Source organism: Rhizobium sp. 01L410 (genome assembly GCF_056400165.1).
In genome coordinates, this window is sequence record NZ_JBFTST010000012.1 from 25,707 (window position 1) to 41,172 (window position 15,466).

Here is a 15,466-nt window from a genome sequence, read left to right on the forward strand (position 1 = left end):
CTGCGCCGATGCCGCACCATTTCCTCGTCAAGGATATCGCCTTTCAGGCCGGGCTCAGCACGGCGACCGTCGATCGGGTGCTGAACGAGCGGCCCGGGGTGCGCCGCCAGACCGAGCAGCGCGTGAAAGCGGCGATTGCCGAACTGGAAAAGCAGCAGGCGGGAGGCCGCCAGCCGGAAGCTGTCGATCGATATCGTCATGGAAACGCCGGAGCGGTTCAGCGATGCTGTCCGGGCCGCGTTCGAGGCGGAAGTCGCGACGCTGCTGCCGACCGTTTTTCGCTGCCGGTTTCACTTCGCCGAAGTGATGAGGCCGGCCGAGCTGGTGCAGCTGATCGATCGCATCCGGCTTCGCGGAACGCACGGCATCGTGCTGAAGGCGCCCGATGTGCCCGACGTCATTGCCGCCGTGCGGCGTGCCGACGAGGCCAACATTCCTGTCGTCACGCTGGTCACCGATCTGCCGAACTCGCCGCGCGCGGCCTATGCCGGCGCCGACAACCGGGCAGCGGGGGAGACGGCTGCCTATCTGATCGGTTCGCAGATGGGAGAGCGGCCGGGTCATGTGCTGGTGACGCTGTCAAGCGGACGGTTCAGGGGGGAGGAAGAGCGTGAGATCGGCTTTCGCCGCATCATCCGCGAGCGCTATCCGTCGATCGGGATCACCGAAATCAGCGAGGGGCATGGGACGGATGCGGCAACGGGGACGCTGGCGGCCGAGGCGCTCGCAGCGAACCGGGCGATCGATGCCGTCTACTCGATCGGCGGCGGCAACCGGGCGGTGCTTGCCGCCTTCGAGGCGTTGGGGCGGCCGTTGCGGGTGTTCGTGGCGCATGATCTCGATGCCGATAACCGCACGCTGCTGGCAGCGGGCAAGATCAACTTCGTTTTGCACCACGATTTGCGCACCGATGCACGCTCGGCCTTTCGCGCCATCCTCGACCGCTCCTCGAAGGCGCAGCGAAGCGGCCACGGGCCGCTTTCGGCCGTCGAGATCATCACGCCGTTCAACATGCCATCCGGTGGCTGACTGCCACTCTCTTGTTTTTCTTTCTCATGGGACGAAATCCGGATAGTTGTTGGCAAAACAGGGAGGTGGATGGCATGGAATACAGCGACATTGGAACCATCGCGACCTGGCTGACGGAACAGGGCCTGAAGGGCGCAACCGAATCCGAACTGCTCGACGGCTTCTGCATCGCCTGCCGTGACAAGGGTCTGCAGATCGACCGCGGCATGGCGCTGATGGATACGCTGCATCCGGTTCATGAGGGACGCGCCTTTCGCTTTGACAGCGAGCAGGAGATCGAATCCGAATTCGAGTATGGGCCGACCGGCGAAGGGGAAGCGCTGGAAAGCTGGAAGCGCTCCGCCTTCTATTATCTCTGGGCCGGCACCGAGAACGAGGTTCGCCGCCGTATCGGCTTCGGCGATCCCGCCGATTTCCAGATGCTGGAGAAGATGGCCGAGCTCGGCCATACCGATTACGTCGCGTTGATCCACCGCTTCGAGAAGGAAGGCACCATCGGCGAGATGGACTGCTTCTTCTCGCATTTCTCGACGCGTCACCCGGAAGGCTTTTCGGACCACGATCTCGTCATCCTGCGCAAGCTGGTGCCGGTACTGGCGCTGGCGATCAAGTGTATCGCGCTCGGCCGCATCGCCCGCACCATCGCAGAGGTCTATCTCGGGGAAGACGCGGCGCGTCAGGTCATGGAAGGAAAGATCAGCCGCGGTAAATCGGAACGAATCTCGGCGGCTCTCTGGTTCTCGGACCTGCTGAACTATACGAAGATTTCCGACAACGCCTCGCCGGAAGAGATCCTGCCGTTTCTGAACGAGTACAGCGAAGTGGTGATCTCGGCGATCCACGAGTCCGGCGGCAACGTTTTGAAGCTGATCGGCGATGGCGTGCTGGCGATCTTCAAGGGCGAGGATCCCTCGGAAGCCTGCTGCGCAGCGCTGAAGGCCGAACGGCTGCTTCGCGAAAAGCTCGCCAAGCTCAATGCAGCGCGCACGATCGATAGCCGGCCAACGACCGATGTCTATCTTGGCCTGCATATCGGCGACGTCTTCTACGGCAATATAGGCAGCCAGGAGCGGCTCGACTTCACCGTCATCGGCCCTGCCGTCAACGAGGTCAGCCGTATCGCCTCGATGTGTCGGTCGGTGGATTTCAACGTGCTCATTTCGTCGGAATTCGCCGATACGATCCCGAGCGCGGATCGCGCCGAACTTGCCTGCATCGGGCGCTATGCGCTGCGCGGCGTCAAGCGCCCGCAAGCTCTTTATACGCTGGAGACAGCCTGGCTGGGCGCAGGCAACTAAGGGCACAGTTTAGTGCCGTTGTCTGGTTCCTGCCGCCGCTCCTAAAAGAGAAGGGCCGCTTTGGCGGCCCTTGCTATCTTACCATTCGGCGAAGCTGCCATCTTCGTGGCGCCAGATCGGGTTGCGCCAGCGGTGGCCTTCCTTGGCGCGTTCGATGACATAGGCTTCGTCCACCTCGATGCCGAGACCCGGTCCCTGCGGGATGGAGACGAAACCGTCGGCATACTGAAACACCTCCTTATTGGAGATGTAATCGAGGATGTCGTTGCCCTTGTTGTAGTGGATGCCGAGGCTCTGCTCCTGGATGAAGGCGTTGTAGCTGATGGCATCGACCTGCAGGCAGGCGGCGAGAGCGATCGGACCGAGCGGGCAATGCGGGGCGAGCGCCACGTCATAGGCTTCGGCCATCGAGGCGATCTTGCGGCATTCGGTGATGCCGCCGGCATGCGAGAGATCCGGCTGGATGATATCGACATAGCCGTCGGCCAGAACCGACTTGAAGTCCCAGCGCGAATAGAGCCGCTCGCCGAGCGCGATCGGCGTCGAGCAATGGTTGGCGATTTCCTTCAGCGTTTCGCGGTGTTCCGAGAGCACCGGTTCCTCGATGAACATCAGCTTATAGGGCTCGAGCTCCTTGGCGAGCACCTTGGCCATCGGCTTGTGGACGCGGCCATGGAAATCGACGCCGATGCCGATATGCGGGCCGATCGCTTCGCGGATAGTGGCGATGGTCTCGACGGCGCGATCGATCTTCTCGTTGGAGTCGACGATCTGCATTTCCTCGCAGCCGTTGAGCTTGATCGCTTTGAAACCGCGGGCGACGACATCCTTGGCGTTGCGGGCAACGTCGGATGGGCGGTCGCCGCCGATCCAGGAATACACTTTGATACGGTCGCGCACCTGGCCGCCGAGGAGCGAGTGGATGGGCTGGCCGAGCGCCTTGCCCTTGATGTCCCATAGCGCCTGGTCGATGCCGGAAATCGCGCTCATGTGGACGGCGCCGCCACGGTAGAAGCCGCCGCGATACATGACCGTCCAGTGGTCCTCGATCAGGAAGGGATCCTTGCCGACGAGATAATCGGCCAGCTCGTGGACGGCGGCCTCGACCGTCAGCGCCCGTCCCTCGACAACCGGTTCGCCCCAGCCGACGACGCCCTCATCCGTCTCGATCTTCAGAAACAGCCAGCGCGGCGGAACGATGTAGGTCGTGAGCTTGGTGATCTTCATGGGGTCGGGCTTTCATTCATCTCGTGTTGCGTCTGCGGCGGTGCCGCCTGTCTGTTTACTTGGTCCGGCCGATCGCCTTTTCGGCGGCGGCCAGATCGCGCACGGCCAGATCCAGCATGCGATTGGCGCATTCACGCGCCTTGGCGCGGTTGCGCAGCCTCAGCGCCTCGACAAGCTCGCCATGCACGGCAACGGCGTCCTCGCGGCTTTCGACGGCAATGTTCGAGGCATGCAGCGCATATTTCAGCGCAGCATGGATGGCGCTGAGCAGGCGCCGGAAGACCTGGTTATGGCTCGCCTTGAGAAGCACGGCATGGAAGGTCACGTCGGCATCGGTGAAGGCTTCGGGATCGCCGGCGGAATCCCGCATCTGGCGCCAGGCGCTGTCGAGATCGGCGATCTCCTGGGTCGTTGCCCGTTCGGCGGCATATTCTGCTGCAGCCGGTTCGATCGTGCGGCGTGCCTCCAGAATGCAGCCGAGCAGATCGAAGTCCTTGATATAAGGTCCCATCCATTCGAGTACTTCGGCGTCGATGATATTCCAGTCGTCACGGTCGCAAACCGAGGTGCCGATCCGCGGCTTGCCGCGTACGAGCCCCTTGGATTCCAGCACCTTGAGGGATTCGCGGATGACAGTGCGGCTGACGCCATAGAGCTCGCAGAGATCGTTTTCGCGCGGCAGCGGCGATCCGGCAGGGTAGCGCTCCGAGAAGATGTCTTCGGCCATGGCGGCTGTCACGTTCTTGCGGACGCGCGGACGGCTTCCGATGCGCGGACTTGCATCCCCACTCTGCTGCTCGATGGAATCCAAATGACTTCTCCGCTTTCCCTTGCCCGCGAAGCAAACCGAACCGTCTTAGCCGAATTCGATTTCCTTTGCGACGGCTCCTCCCGGCACGCTTGATATTATCTTATTATTCCAATCATCATACAAAAGCAATTGACTGGTATGATGATTTAACTTAATTCTAGCGCACTGCCTGGGAGGCAGATGCTCATTTTTGAGAGTTAGGGAGAGAGACATGCGCTTGTTCAAAGCAGCCATCCTGGCTGGCACATTTGCCATTCTGGCCGCCGGCTCCGCCTTTGCCGAAGACGTCAAGATCGGCTTCATCGTCAAGCAGCCGGAAGAGCCGTGGTTCCAGGACGAATGGAAATTCGCCGACCAGGCCGCCAAGGAAAAGGGCTTCACGGTCGTCAAGATCGGCGCCGAAGACGGCGAGAAGGTTCAGTCGGCGATAGACAATCTCGGTGCCCAGGGCGCCCAGGGCTTCATCGTCTGCACGCCTGACGTCAAGCTCGGCCCCGGCATCATCGCCAAGGCTGCCGCCAACCAGCTCAAGGTCATGACCGTCGATGACCGCCTGGTCGATGCCGATGGCAAGCCGCTGGAAGATGTTCCACATATGGGTATCTCCGCCACCAAGATCGGTGAAACCGTCGGCCAGGCGATTGTCGACGAGATCAAGAAGCGCGGCTGGGACATGAAGAATGTCGGCGCGATCCGCGTTTCCTACGACCAGCTTCCGACCGCCGTCGATCGTGTCGAAGGCGCGATCTCGGTTCTGAAGACCGCAGGCTTCCCGGCTGAAAACATCTTCGATGCGCCGCAGGCCAAGACCGATACGGAAGCCGCTCTGAACGCTGCGACCACCGTTCTCAACAAGCATGCCGACGTGAAATACTGGGTTGCTTTCGGTCTCAATGACGAAGCCGTTCTCGGCGCGGTCCGCGCATCGGAATCGGTCGGTATCGCTGCCGACCACGTGATCGGCGTTGGCATCGGTGGCGCTGACTCGGCGATCAACGAGTTCAAGAAGCCTGCCGCAACTGGCTTCTTCGGTACCGTCATCATCTCGCCGAAGCGTCATGGCTACGAAACCGCCATGAACATGTACGACTGGATCGCCAACGGCAAGGAACCGGCCAAGCTGACGCTGACTTCCGGTTCGCTGGCACTGCGCGGCGATTACGAAAAGGTTCGCAAGGACCTCGGCATCGAATAATCATCCTCCCAAGGTGATTTTAATCCCGGCGGCGCATGTCTGCCGCCGGGCTCTTTCTCGATGGAGCGATGATGGCTTTCCTCGAATTCAAGACCATTTCCAAAGGCTATCCGGGCGTGCAAGCGCTCTCCAATGTCTCGTTCGGTGTCGAAAAGGGCGCCGTCCATGGACTGATGGGTGAGAACGGCGCCGGCAAGTCGACACTGATCCGGATACTCTCGGGCGATCAGTCGGCAGATGAGGGCACGATCGTCATCGATGGTGAGGAGCAGAAATACGGCTCCGTCCGCGATGCCTTTAACGCTGGCGTTATCGTCATTCACCAGGAACTTCAGCTCGTTCCCGAGCTGACCGTTGCCGAAAACCTCTGGCTCGGCCGCTTCCCGGGCAAGGCCGGGGTCATCGACAGCAAGACGCTGATCGAGACGGTGCGCGCCAAGCTCGATGATATCGGCATCGACGTCGATCCCTCGGCAAAGGTTGCGACGCTGTCGATCGGTGCCCGCCAGATGGTGGAGATCGCCAAGGCTGTGATGCTGGATGCGCGGGTAATCGCGCTCGATGAGCCGACATCTTCGCTGTCGTCACGCGAAAGCGAGATTCTCTTCTCGCTGATCGAGAAGCTGAAGTCCAAAGGCACGGTCATTCTCTATGTCTCGCACCGGCTGGACGAAATCTTCCGTCTCTGCGACAGCCTGACCGTTTTGCGTGACGGCAAGCTTGCGGCCCACCATCCAAAAGTCGCCGATACGACGCGCGACCAGATCATCGCCGAGATGGTTGGGCGCGAGATCAGCAATATCTGGGGCTGGCGCGAGCGCCCGCTTGGCGGCGTCAGGCTGGAGGTCAAGAACCTCTCCGGTTCGAAGCTGCGCAACCCGATCAGCTTCTCTGTCCGTCAGGGCGAGATCCTCGGCTTTTTCGGCCTTATTGGGGCGGGGCGCAGTGAAATGGCGCGGCTGCTCTATGGCGCCGATAACCGGCATCAGGGCGCGGTGACGATCGACGGCGTTGCCGTCTCGCCCAACAATCCCAAGGCGGCAATCAATGCCGGGATGGTTCTATGCCCTGAGGATCGCAAGTTCGACGGGATCATCCAAGGACGGTCGATCCAGGAAAATATCGCGATTTCCTCGCGCCGCCACTTCTCGCCCTTCGGTGTGCTGAACCCGAAGAAGGAAGCGTCGGTCGCCGATCAATTCATCGCCAAGCTTCGGGTGCGCACGCCGTCGCGCAAGCAGGACATCATCAATCTGTCGGGTGGCAACCAGCAGAAGGTGATCCTTGGCCGCTGGCTTTCGGAACAGGGCGTCAAGGTCCTCGTCATCGACGAGCCGACGCGCGGTATCGATGTCGGCGCCAAGTCCGAGATTTACGAAATCCTCTATGAGCTTGCGGCCGGTGGCATGGCGATCGTCGTCATCTCCAGCGAATTGCCGGAGGTGATGGGTATTTCGGATCGCATCATGGTCATGTGCCAGGGCCGCGTTGCCGCCAATGTGGCGCGCGCCGATTTCGACGAACGCAGCATTCTGACCGCGGCCCTGCCCGACAAGAATGCCGCCGGCACAATCTAATTCAGGAACAGCACGATGAACTCGTTGAAAAAAATCCTTCTCGGCGAACAAGGCCTCGTGGTGATCTTCGCCATTGCCTTCGTCATCGTCTCGATCTTTGTTCCGAGCTTCCTGACGGAACGCAACATGCTCGGCCTGCTGCAGTCGGTGGTCACCATCGGCATCGTTGCCTGCACGATGATGTTCTGCCTGGCGTCGCGCGACTTCGACCTCTCGGTCGGCTCGACGGTCGCCTTCTCCGGTATGATCGCGGTGATGGTGTCGAATTCCACCGGCTCGATCCCGCTCGGCCTGCTGGCGGCGCTGATCTGCGGCAGCATCGTCGGCGTCATCAACGGTGTGGTTATCGCCAAGTTCCGCATCAATGCGTTGATCACTACGCTGGCGACGATGCAGATCGTCCGCGGCTTCGCGCTGATCGCTTCGGATGGCCGTGCTGTCGGCATCAACGATCCTTCGTTTTACCAGCTGGCGCTGTCGCGCTTCCTGACGGTGCCGACGCCGATCTGGATCATGATCGCGCTGTTTATCGTCTTCGGCTTCGTGCTGAACCGCACGGTCTTCGGCAAGAACACGCTCGCCATCGGCGGCAATCCGGAAGCCTCACGTCTTGCCGGCGTCAACGTCGTCAACATGCGCATCTGGATCTTTGCGCTGCAGGGTCTGGTCTGCGCCATCGCCGGCATTCTGCTGGCCTCGCGCATCACCTCCGGTCAGCCGAATGCGGCGACCGGGCTTGAGCTTTCGGTCATTTCCGCCTGCGTCCTCGGCGGCGTGTCGCTAGCCGGTGGGCGTGCGGCGATGACTGGTGTCATTGTCGGCGTGCTGATCATGGGGATTGCCGAAAACGTCATGAACCTGCTGAACATTCAGGCCTTCTACCAGTATGTCGTGCGCGGCCTGATCCTGCTGATTGCCGTTCTGCTCGACAATCTGAGATCGTCGGCGGCCGGACGGCGCGGGTGAGCGGGTCTGCGGATATGGAAGAGATCCGGATCGCCGATGGCGATCTTCAAATCTCCCTGTCCCGTCTTGGCGGCGCGATCCACAGCGCCAGTTTTCGCGGCCGTGCCTTCATGGTGGCCGCTGGCGGTGCCGATGGCGGCGCTGCCAGTTTCCCTCTGGTGCCTTTCGGCAACCGGGTCGGCGACAATGTGATGACCGTTGGCGGCCGCGATTATTGCTTCCGCGCCAACACGGCCGATCCGCTCTATCTGCATGGGGATGGGTGGCTCGGGCTTTGGGATATCGTCTCCCACAGCCGCCAGAAGGCGGAAATGACCTTCCGCCACGCTGCCGATGATCTTTCGCCGTATAGCTATCAGGCATCGCAGCGTTTTTCGATCTCGGGCAATTGCCTGGTGAATACGCTCGGCGTGACGAACAGCGGTGATGCGCCGCTGCCGTTCGGTCTCGGCTTTCATCCCTATTTCCTGTTGACGCCGCAGATGTCGTTGACCGCTCCAGCGCGGCATTTCTGGACGGAGCGGGACGGCCACCTGCCGGACAAGCGGCGAGCGGTGCCCGAACTGCTCGACTTTTCGCGGCCCCGAACCGTTCAGCCGCAGTGGGTGAACAATGCCCTCGAAGGCTGGGATGGCCATGCCCGGATCGTCTGGCCGGAGCTGAAGCTTGTGGCTGATATCGAGGCGGATCCGGTCTTCGGCAACTACATGATCTATACGCCCGGCGGCGAGGCGGATTTCTTCTGCTTCGAGCCGATGACCCACTTGCCGAATGGCCATCACATGCCCGATTTTGGCGGCCTCGTCTTGCTGCCGCCCGGCGAGAGCCTCTCGGGGCAAATGGCGATCAGCCTTTCGGCCTTGGAAATCTGACGGAGGAAATTTTGGTGGAGCGTCTCAAGGGAAAGCGCGTGCTGATCACAGGTGCGGCGCAGGGCATCGGTCTGGCGATTGCCGAGGCCTTCGTGCGCGAGGATGCTGCCGTCTTTCTCATCGATACCGACGAGGCGCGTCTTGCCGCAGCCGCGGCCGGGCTTCGTGCAAAGGGCGGCCGCGTTGGGTATATGCGCGCCGATATTACCGATGTTCCGGCGATCGCGGTTGCCGTTTCACAGGCTGCCTCGGAAACCGGGCCGATCAACGCGCTGGTCAATAATGCCGGCGTCAATGTCTTTGCCGAGCCGCTTGAGACAAGCGATGCGGAATGGGACCGCTGCTTCGACATCAACCTCAAGGGGGCCTGGAACTGCACGAAATCCGTGCTGCCGGGATTGATCGAGCAGGGTGGCGGCGTAATCCTCAATATCGCCTCTACGCATGCCTTCACCATCATCCAGCATACATTTCCCTATCCGCTTGCAAAGCATGCGCTACTCGGCATGACCAAGTCGCTGGGGCTTGAATATGCGGCGAAGAACATCCGTGTGAACGCGCTGGCGCCGGGCTATGTCGCGACCCAGAAGGTCATCGATTACTGGAACGGTTTTCCCGATCCGGAGGCGGCCAAGGCCGAGACGATGAAGCTTCATCCCGGCGGGCGGATCGCCACGCCGGAGGAGATCGCCATGGCCGCCGTCTTCATGATCTCTGACGAATGCCCGTTCATGAATGCCACCTGCCTGACTGTTGATGGCGGTTTGAGCGTGCAGCAGCATCCGGCCTGAATGATTTTCGCGCGGTGGTCGCCAACGCGAGATCGAGCCTTATATTGCGCGAAGGAAGGTGATGCCTTCCGCGGTGGCGGCATTGGCCACTTCAGGTTTCAATCGCAACGGAGGACGGCATGCAGATCAATCGCACAGCATCGGCCCAATGGTCCGGCGGGCTCAAGGATGGCAAGGGCAAGATTTCGACCCAGAGCGGCGCTCTCAAGGAGCAGCCCTATGGCTTTGCAACGCGTTTCGAAGGCGTTCCCGGTACGAACCCGGAAGAGCTGATCGGCGCGGCGCATGCCGGTTGCTTCACGATGGCGCTTTCACTGATCCTCGGTGAAGCCGGGCTGACGGCCGAGAGCATGGAGACGACGGCGAAGGTGACGCTGGAAAGCGTCGAAGGCGGCTTTGCGATCACCGCCATCCATCTTTCGCTGTCCGGCAAGGTGCCGGGTGCCGATCAGGCGAAATTCACCGAACTTGCCAACAAGGCCAAGGCCGGGTGCCCGGTTTCCAAGGCGCTGTCGGCCGTGCCGATCACGCTCGATGTGACGCTTTCCTGATCCATTTGAAAACATTCATACAATGCCGCGCGCCCGATGGCCGCGGCATTTTTACGTTTGATTCACTGATTGACATGTGATGGCTGATATCTTACGACTGACGAAATTCAAAATTCGTCAGTCGTAAGTGAGGCCACCCAAAGCATGGGCGAAATTGCAGAAGCCACGATCGAAAGCAGCCGTCAGGAGAATGTGACGCGCATTCTGGATTCGGCGGAAAAGCTGTTCCGTCACTACGGTTATGCCAAGACGACCGTTGCCGACGTGGCCCGCGATCTGGGAATGTCGCCTGCCAACATCTACCGCTTCTTTGCATCCAAGGTGGAAATCCACCAGGCGATCTGCGGACGCATGCTGGCCGCAGGCTACAAGCAGGCCTATGACGCCTGCCATTTGCCGCTCAGCGCTTCGGAGCGGCTGCGGCTTTTCGTGCATGGCCAGTATCAGATGACGGTCGACACCATGCTCGATCGCGAAAAGGTTCACGAAATGGTGGTCGTCGCGATCGAGCGCGATTGGCACGTGATCGACAAGCATATCGACAGCATTCATGCATTGCTTGCCGACGTGATCCGCGAGGGGATTGCGGCCGGTGAGTTTGCCGAACAGGACGCGGATGCGGCTTCGCGTTGTTTCGGTGCGGCGACGGTCACCCTGTGCCATCCGCAAATCGTTGCTCAGTGTCTTGCCAAGACCAATCGGGCGACGATTGACGAGCTCGTCGAATTCTCTCTGAAAGCATTGAAATAACAGGCGGTTCGGCCGCCGTATAACATTCGAAAGATCGGGAGCGCGAAGATGATTTCGCTCAATAGCCGCCTCATGCCGTCCATTTTCAGTCTTGCGCTCGCTGGCGCTCTCAGTCTCGGCCTTTCCGGCTGCAGCGACGAGAAGAAAGCGGAAGCCCCGCAAGTGTTGCGGCCCGTGAAGGTCGTCGAGATCGCCAAGGCTGGCGACACGCGGGCGCTTGATTATTCCGGCGCCGTCAAGGCGCGCACCGAGATGAATCTCGGCTTCCGCGTTGCCGGCAAGATCACCGAACGCGCCGTCAATATCGGCGACCGCGTGAAGCCGGGTGACCTTCTGGCGCGCGTCGATGCGACCGACTACGAGCTTGCGGTGAAGAGTGCTGAAGCCAATCTGGCTGCGGCTGAAAAGGGCGTACAGACCGCCGATCTGGCCAACAAGCGTGCCATCCAGCTCTTCGACAAGAGCGTCGCCTCGAAATCACAGCTTGAACAAGCGTCGCTGACCTACGATCAGGCGGTATCGACGCGCGATGCCGCTCTGTCGTCGCTCGACCAGGCGAAAAACCAGGTGAGCTACGCTGCGCTGCAGGCCGATCAGAACGGCATCGTGACCGCGATCAATGCCGATACCGGTCAGGTCGTGGCTTCGGGTACGCCCGTCGTCGCGGTGGCGGTCGATGGCGAGAAGGAAGTGCAGATCGCCGTGCCGGAAAACGATATTGCCGAGTTCAAGCCTGGCAAACCCGTAAAGGCAAGCTTCTGGTCCGATGACAAGCTGGTTCTGCAGGGCAAGGTTCGCGAAGTCTCGGGTGCGGCTGATCCGCAGTCACGGACTTTCTCCGTCCGCGTCAGCCTGCCGAATGATCCGCGCGTGCTTCTCGGCATGACCGCGACTGTCGAGGCCAATGTCACCAATACCAATCCTAACGTCGCCGTGCCGCTGACGGCATTGGCGGAAAAGGATGGCAAGAAGATCGTCTGGATCGTCGACCGCAATGCGGCGGCCGTCCATGCCCGCGAGATCAAGATTGCCGATTTCACCGGCGATGGCGTCAGCGTCACCGAAGGCCTGCAGAGTGGCGATATCGTCGTTGCTGCCGGCACGCAGTTCATGACCGAGAACCTCAAGGTCAAGCTGCCCGATCAGCAGGCCGCTTCCACCGAAGCGACCAGCGCCGTCGAGTAAGGCGTAGCGAGAGGGACACAGATCATGGACAGCAACGACACCACCGAGAAGCGCCCGTTCAATCTGTCGCGCTGGGCAATCGGCCATCCGAGCATCGCCCGCTTCCTCTTCGGCCTCATCCTGATCACCGGGGTGCTCGGGCTGATGCGCATGGGCCAGAAGGAAGACCCGGATTTCACCTTCCGCGTCATGGTCGTGCAGGCCGTCTGGCCGGGCTCCTCCATTCAAGAGATGGAAGACCAGGTCACCAACAAGATCGAGCGCAAGCTGCAGGAAACCCCGCATCTCGACTGGGTGAAATCCTATACCCGTGCCGGCAGCTCTATCATCACCGTTCAGGTGAAGGGCGACACCAGTTCGGCCGATGTCGCCGACGCGTTCTACCAGGTCCGCAAGAAGGTCGGCGATATCGCCAGCGAGCTGCCGCAGGGCCTGCTCGGCCCCTATTTCAACGATGAGTTCGGCGATACCTTCATCACCCTGCATTCGATCAGTGGCGACGGTTATTCCTATCCGGAGCTGAAGAAATTCGCGATCCAGGCGCGTGACATGCTGCTGACGACGCCGGGCGTCGAGAAGGCTGTCATCATCGGCGATCAGCCGGAGAAGATCTATATCGACGTCTCCTCCAAGGCGCTGGCCGAGCGCGGCCTGACCGTCATCGATCTACAGAACGCGATTAAGGGCCAGAACAATGTCGATCCGGCAGGTTCGGTCGATACCGGTCTGCGGTCCGTGCGCATCTCGGTCGAAGGCGATGTCCGCAAGGTCGAGGATATCCGGGAGCTGCGGCTGCGCTCCGGCAATCAGGTGACCCGCCTCGGCGATATCGCCACCGTCTATTCCGGTCTTGAGGATCCCTATCAGCGCAAGTACCGCTTCAACGGTCATGAGAGCGTCCAGGTCGGTGTCGTCATGGCCAAGGGCTTCAAGGTCACCGATGTCGGCAAGGATGTCGAAGCGACCTACGAGCGCTTCGAGAAAGCGCTGCCCTATGGCGTGGCTGTCGATCAGATCTCCAACCAGCCCGATGTCGTGACCGATGCGATCAGCGAGTTCATGCATGCGCTGGGCGAAGCACTGGTCATCGTGCTTATCGTCTCGTTCCTGTCAATCGGCTGGCGCTCCGGTCTGGTGATCGCCATTGCGATCCCCTTGGTGCTCGCGGCCACATTCGCCATTATGTACGAGCTTGGTATCGACCTGCAGCGCATCTCGCTCGGTGCATTGATCATCGCGCTCGGTCTTCTCGTCGATGATGCGATGATCGTCGTCGAGATGATGGAGCGAAAACTCGAAGAGGGACTGGTGAAGGTCGAGGCGGCAAGTTTCGCCTATTCATCGACCGCCTTCCCGATGCTGACTGGCACATTGATTACCACGGCCGGGTTCATTCCCGTTGGTTTTGCGGCATCGACGGCCGGTGAGTATGTCCGTTCGCTGTTCTATGTCGTCGGTATCGCGCTTATCGTTTCATGGTTCGTGGCAGTCTATTTCACGCCATGGCTCGGCTACATGATCCTGAAGCAACGGCATCATACCGGGGAGCATCACGATGTCTTCGATACGCGCTTCTACCGCGGCCTGCGCAACAGCGTCGGCTGGGCTGTGCGCCATCGCGCCATCGTGCTCCTGATCACCGTCGGTGCCTTTGTCACCAGTCTCTGGAGTTTCCAGTTCATTCCGCAGAACTTCTTCCCGCAGTCCTCGCGTCCCGAAATCCTCGTTGATCTCTGGCTGCCTGAAGGCACCAGCATCAAGGACGTCGAGACCAAGGCCAAGGCGCTCGAAGCCAAGATGATGGCGGATACGGACAAGAAGTTCATCGCCACCTATATCGGCGAAGGCGCGCCGCGCTTCTTCCTGCCGCTCGACCAGCAGCTTGCCAATCCGAACTTCGCCCAGCTCCTGATCATGGCGAATGACGAACCGGCGCGCGAGCGGCTGATCCTCAAGCTCAGAACGATCCTTGCCGAAGACTTCCCCGATATTCGCGGCAAGGTCGACCGCCTGTTCTTGGGGCCGCCGACCGGTTGGCCCGTGCAGATGCGCGTCATGGGCCCCGACCGCCAGGAAGTGCGCCGGATTGCCGACGAGGTGAAGGCCAAGTTTGCCGAAAACCCCGAACTCGGTGCGATCCATGACGACTGGCTGGAACCGGTGCCGGCGATGAAGCTCATCATCGACCAGGATCGCGCCCGTTCGCTGGGTGTCACCTCGCAGCGCGTCCGGCAGATGCTGCAGACAGCGATGTCCGGCGCGCCGCTCGATGATTTCCGTGACGGCGAAGAGACGGTTTCGATCGTCGCCCGGGAGCCGGAGACGAGCCGCTCGCTGCTCTCGGCCGTCAACTCGGTCTATGTGCCGACGGATTTCGGCGGCTTCGTGCCGGTGTCGCAGATTGCCAAGGTTGTTCCAGTGATGGAGCAGGGCATCGAATGGCGCCGCAACCGCCTGCCGACGATCAGTGTGCGTGCCACGCTGCCTGACGGCGTGCAACCGAACGACGTTGCCATGAAGATGTATGCCGACATGAAGGGTCTGCGCGACAGCTTGCCCGCCGGCTACCAGGTGCAGATCCAGGGCGGTGCTGAAGATGCTGCCGAGAGCCAGGATTCGATTGCCGCCAAGGCGCCGATCATGCTCGTCGTCATCATGATCCTGCTGATGGCGCAGCTGCAGCATTTCGGCAAGGCGATGCTGGTCTTCGCGACCGGTCCGCTCGGCATCATCGGCGCGGCTAGCGCGTTGCTGATCAGCGGTGCGCCGTTCGGCTTCGTGGCGATCCTTGGCGTCATCGCGCTGCTTGGTATCATCATCCGCAACTCGATCATCCTCGTCGATCAGATCGATCAGGATATCAAGGCGGGGATGCACCGGCAGGAAGCGATCGTTGGTGCCGCCGTCCGCCGTTTCAGGCCGATCATGCTGACGGCGCTGACCGCTGTCCTGGCGCTGATCCCGATCTCACGCGGCGTTTTCTGGGGGCCGCTTGCCTACGCCATGATGGGCGGCATTCTGGTTGCCACCCTGCTGACGATCTTCGTTCTGCCCGCCGGCTATGCGCTGTTCTTCGGCCGTGAGCCGAAGGATGCGACGGGCGGGCAGGCCAGCGCCGACCAGGAAGACGCGGATGAGCATCATCCGCCGGCGATGGCCGCAGAGTGAAGATGGCGCGGTTCCGGCCGCGCCGTTTTCGCTTTCAGATCAGGTG

At 61.1% G+C, this 15,466-nt stretch carries 12 protein-coding genes and 1 pseudogene; 11 read left to right on the forward strand and 2 right to left on the reverse strand.

The features are described from left to right. The first annotated feature begins 8 nt into the window (after positions 1-8). Both AC1DV9_RS23075 and AC1DV9_RS23080 read left to right on the forward strand, forming a co-directional pair. Positions 9-1,029 (forward strand): annotated as a pseudogene (locus tag AC1DV9_RS23075) (LacI family DNA-binding transcriptional regulator). A 74-nt stretch (positions 1,030-1,103) separates the two neighbouring features. Beyond that, positions 1,104-2,327, forward strand: a complete 1,224-nt coding sequence (locus AC1DV9_RS23080) for an adenylate/guanylate cyclase domain-containing protein (RefSeq protein WP_477950187.1) — start codon at positions 1,104-1,106, stop codon at positions 2,325-2,327. 78 nt (positions 2,328-2,405) lie between these two features. Here the strand turns inward: AC1DV9_RS23080 and dgoD are convergent, their stop codons facing one another. Next, entirely contained in the window at positions 2,406-3,554 is a 1,149-nt protein-coding gene (gene dgoD, locus AC1DV9_RS23085) for a galactonate dehydratase (RefSeq protein ID WP_477950188.1), read from the reverse strand. Between the two features lie 55 nt (positions 3,555-3,609). After that, the gene (locus AC1DV9_RS23090) at positions 3,610-4,365 is read right to left on the reverse strand and encodes a FadR/GntR family transcriptional regulator (RefSeq protein ID WP_477950189.1); all 756 of its coding nucleotides are present in this window, start codon (positions 4,363-4,365) and stop codon (positions 3,610-3,612) included. Between the two features lie 211 nt (positions 4,366-4,576). On the opposite strand from AC1DV9_RS23090, the gene AC1DV9_RS23095 reads away from it, so the two are divergent. The 9 genes from AC1DV9_RS23095 (at position 4,577) to AC1DV9_RS23135 (ending at position 15,420) form a co-directional block, all read left to right on the forward strand. Then, entirely contained in the window at positions 4,577-5,560 is a 984-nt protein-coding gene (locus AC1DV9_RS23095; RefSeq protein WP_477950190.1) for an arabinose ABC transporter substrate-binding protein, read from the forward strand. A gap of 71 nt (positions 5,561-5,631) precedes the next feature. Further along, positions 5,632-7,137: an L-arabinose ABC transporter ATP-binding protein AraG gene (gene araG / locus AC1DV9_RS23100; RefSeq protein ID WP_477950271.1), complete on the forward strand. Its 1,506-nt coding sequence runs from the start codon at positions 5,632-5,634 to the stop codon at positions 7,135-7,137. 15 nt (positions 7,138-7,152) lie between these two features. Then, positions 7,153-8,103, forward strand: coding sequence for an L-arabinose ABC transporter permease AraH (gene araH / locus AC1DV9_RS23105; RefSeq protein WP_112385669.1), 951 nt, complete (start codon positions 7,153-7,155; stop codon positions 8,101-8,103). Then, positions 8,100-8,975: an aldose 1-epimerase gene (locus AC1DV9_RS23110; RefSeq protein WP_477950191.1), complete on the forward strand. Its 876-nt coding sequence runs from the start codon at positions 8,100-8,102 to the stop codon at positions 8,973-8,975. Before araH ends, AC1DV9_RS23110 begins: the two co-directional genes overlap by 4 nt. 11 nt (positions 8,976-8,986) lie before the next feature. After that, positions 8,987-9,766, forward strand: coding sequence for an SDR family oxidoreductase (locus AC1DV9_RS23115; protein ID WP_477950192.1), 780 nt, complete (start codon positions 8,987-8,989; stop codon positions 9,764-9,766). A 119-nt stretch (positions 9,767-9,885) separates the two neighbouring features. Next, positions 9,886-10,317: an OsmC family protein gene (locus tag AC1DV9_RS23120; protein WP_112516875.1), complete on the forward strand. Its 432-nt coding sequence runs from the start codon at positions 9,886-9,888 to the stop codon at positions 10,315-10,317. Positions 10,318-10,461: 144 nt separating this feature from the next. Next, on the forward strand, positions 10,462-11,067 hold the full coding sequence (locus tag AC1DV9_RS23125; protein ID WP_112385665.1) for a TetR/AcrR family transcriptional regulator: 606 nt from the start codon (positions 10,462-10,464) through the stop codon (positions 11,065-11,067). Between the two features lie 48 nt (positions 11,068-11,115). Further along, a complete protein-coding gene (locus AC1DV9_RS23130) occupies positions 11,116-12,252 on the forward strand; it encodes an efflux RND transporter periplasmic adaptor subunit (protein ID WP_477950193.1) in 1,137 nt (378 codons plus the stop codon). Between the two features lie 24 nt (positions 12,253-12,276). Continuing rightward, positions 12,277-15,420 carry an efflux RND transporter permease subunit gene (locus AC1DV9_RS23135; protein WP_477950194.1) on the forward strand — a complete coding sequence of 1,048 codons (3,144 nt, stop codon included), beginning with the start codon at positions 12,277-12,279 and terminating at the stop codon, positions 15,418-15,420. Positions 15,421-15,466 lie beyond the last annotated feature (46 nt).

Coding starts and splice junctions, on each gene's coding strand:
- AC1DV9_RS23095 (WP_477950190.1), top strand. CDS start 4,577: ATGCGCTTGTTCAAAGCAGCCATCCTGGCTGGCACATTTGCCATTCTG.
- AC1DV9_RS23120 (WP_112516875.1), top strand. CDS start 9,886: ATGCAGATCAATCGCACAGCATCGGCCCAATGGTCCGGCGGGCTCAAG.
- AC1DV9_RS23125 (WP_112385665.1), top strand. CDS start 10,462: ATGGGCGAAATTGCAGAAGCCACGATCGAAAGCAGCCGTCAGGAGAAT.
- dgoD (WP_477950188.1), bottom strand. CDS start 3,554: ATGAAGATCACCAAGCTCACGACCTACATCGTTCCGCCGCGCTGGCTG.
- AC1DV9_RS23130 (WP_477950193.1), top strand. CDS start 11,116: ATGATTTCGCTCAATAGCCGCCTCATGCCGTCCATTTTCAGTCTTGCG.
- araG (WP_477950271.1), top strand. CDS start 5,632: ATGGCTTTCCTCGAATTCAAGACCATTTCCAAAGGCTATCCGGGCGTG.
- AC1DV9_RS23080 (WP_477950187.1), top strand. CDS start 1,104: ATGGAATACAGCGACATTGGAACCATCGCGACCTGGCTGACGGAACAG.
- araH (WP_112385669.1), top strand. CDS start 7,153: ATGAACTCGTTGAAAAAAATCCTTCTCGGCGAACAAGGCCTCGTGGTG.
- AC1DV9_RS23135 (WP_477950194.1), top strand. CDS start 12,277: ATGGACAGCAACGACACCACCGAGAAGCGCCCGTTCAATCTGTCGCGC.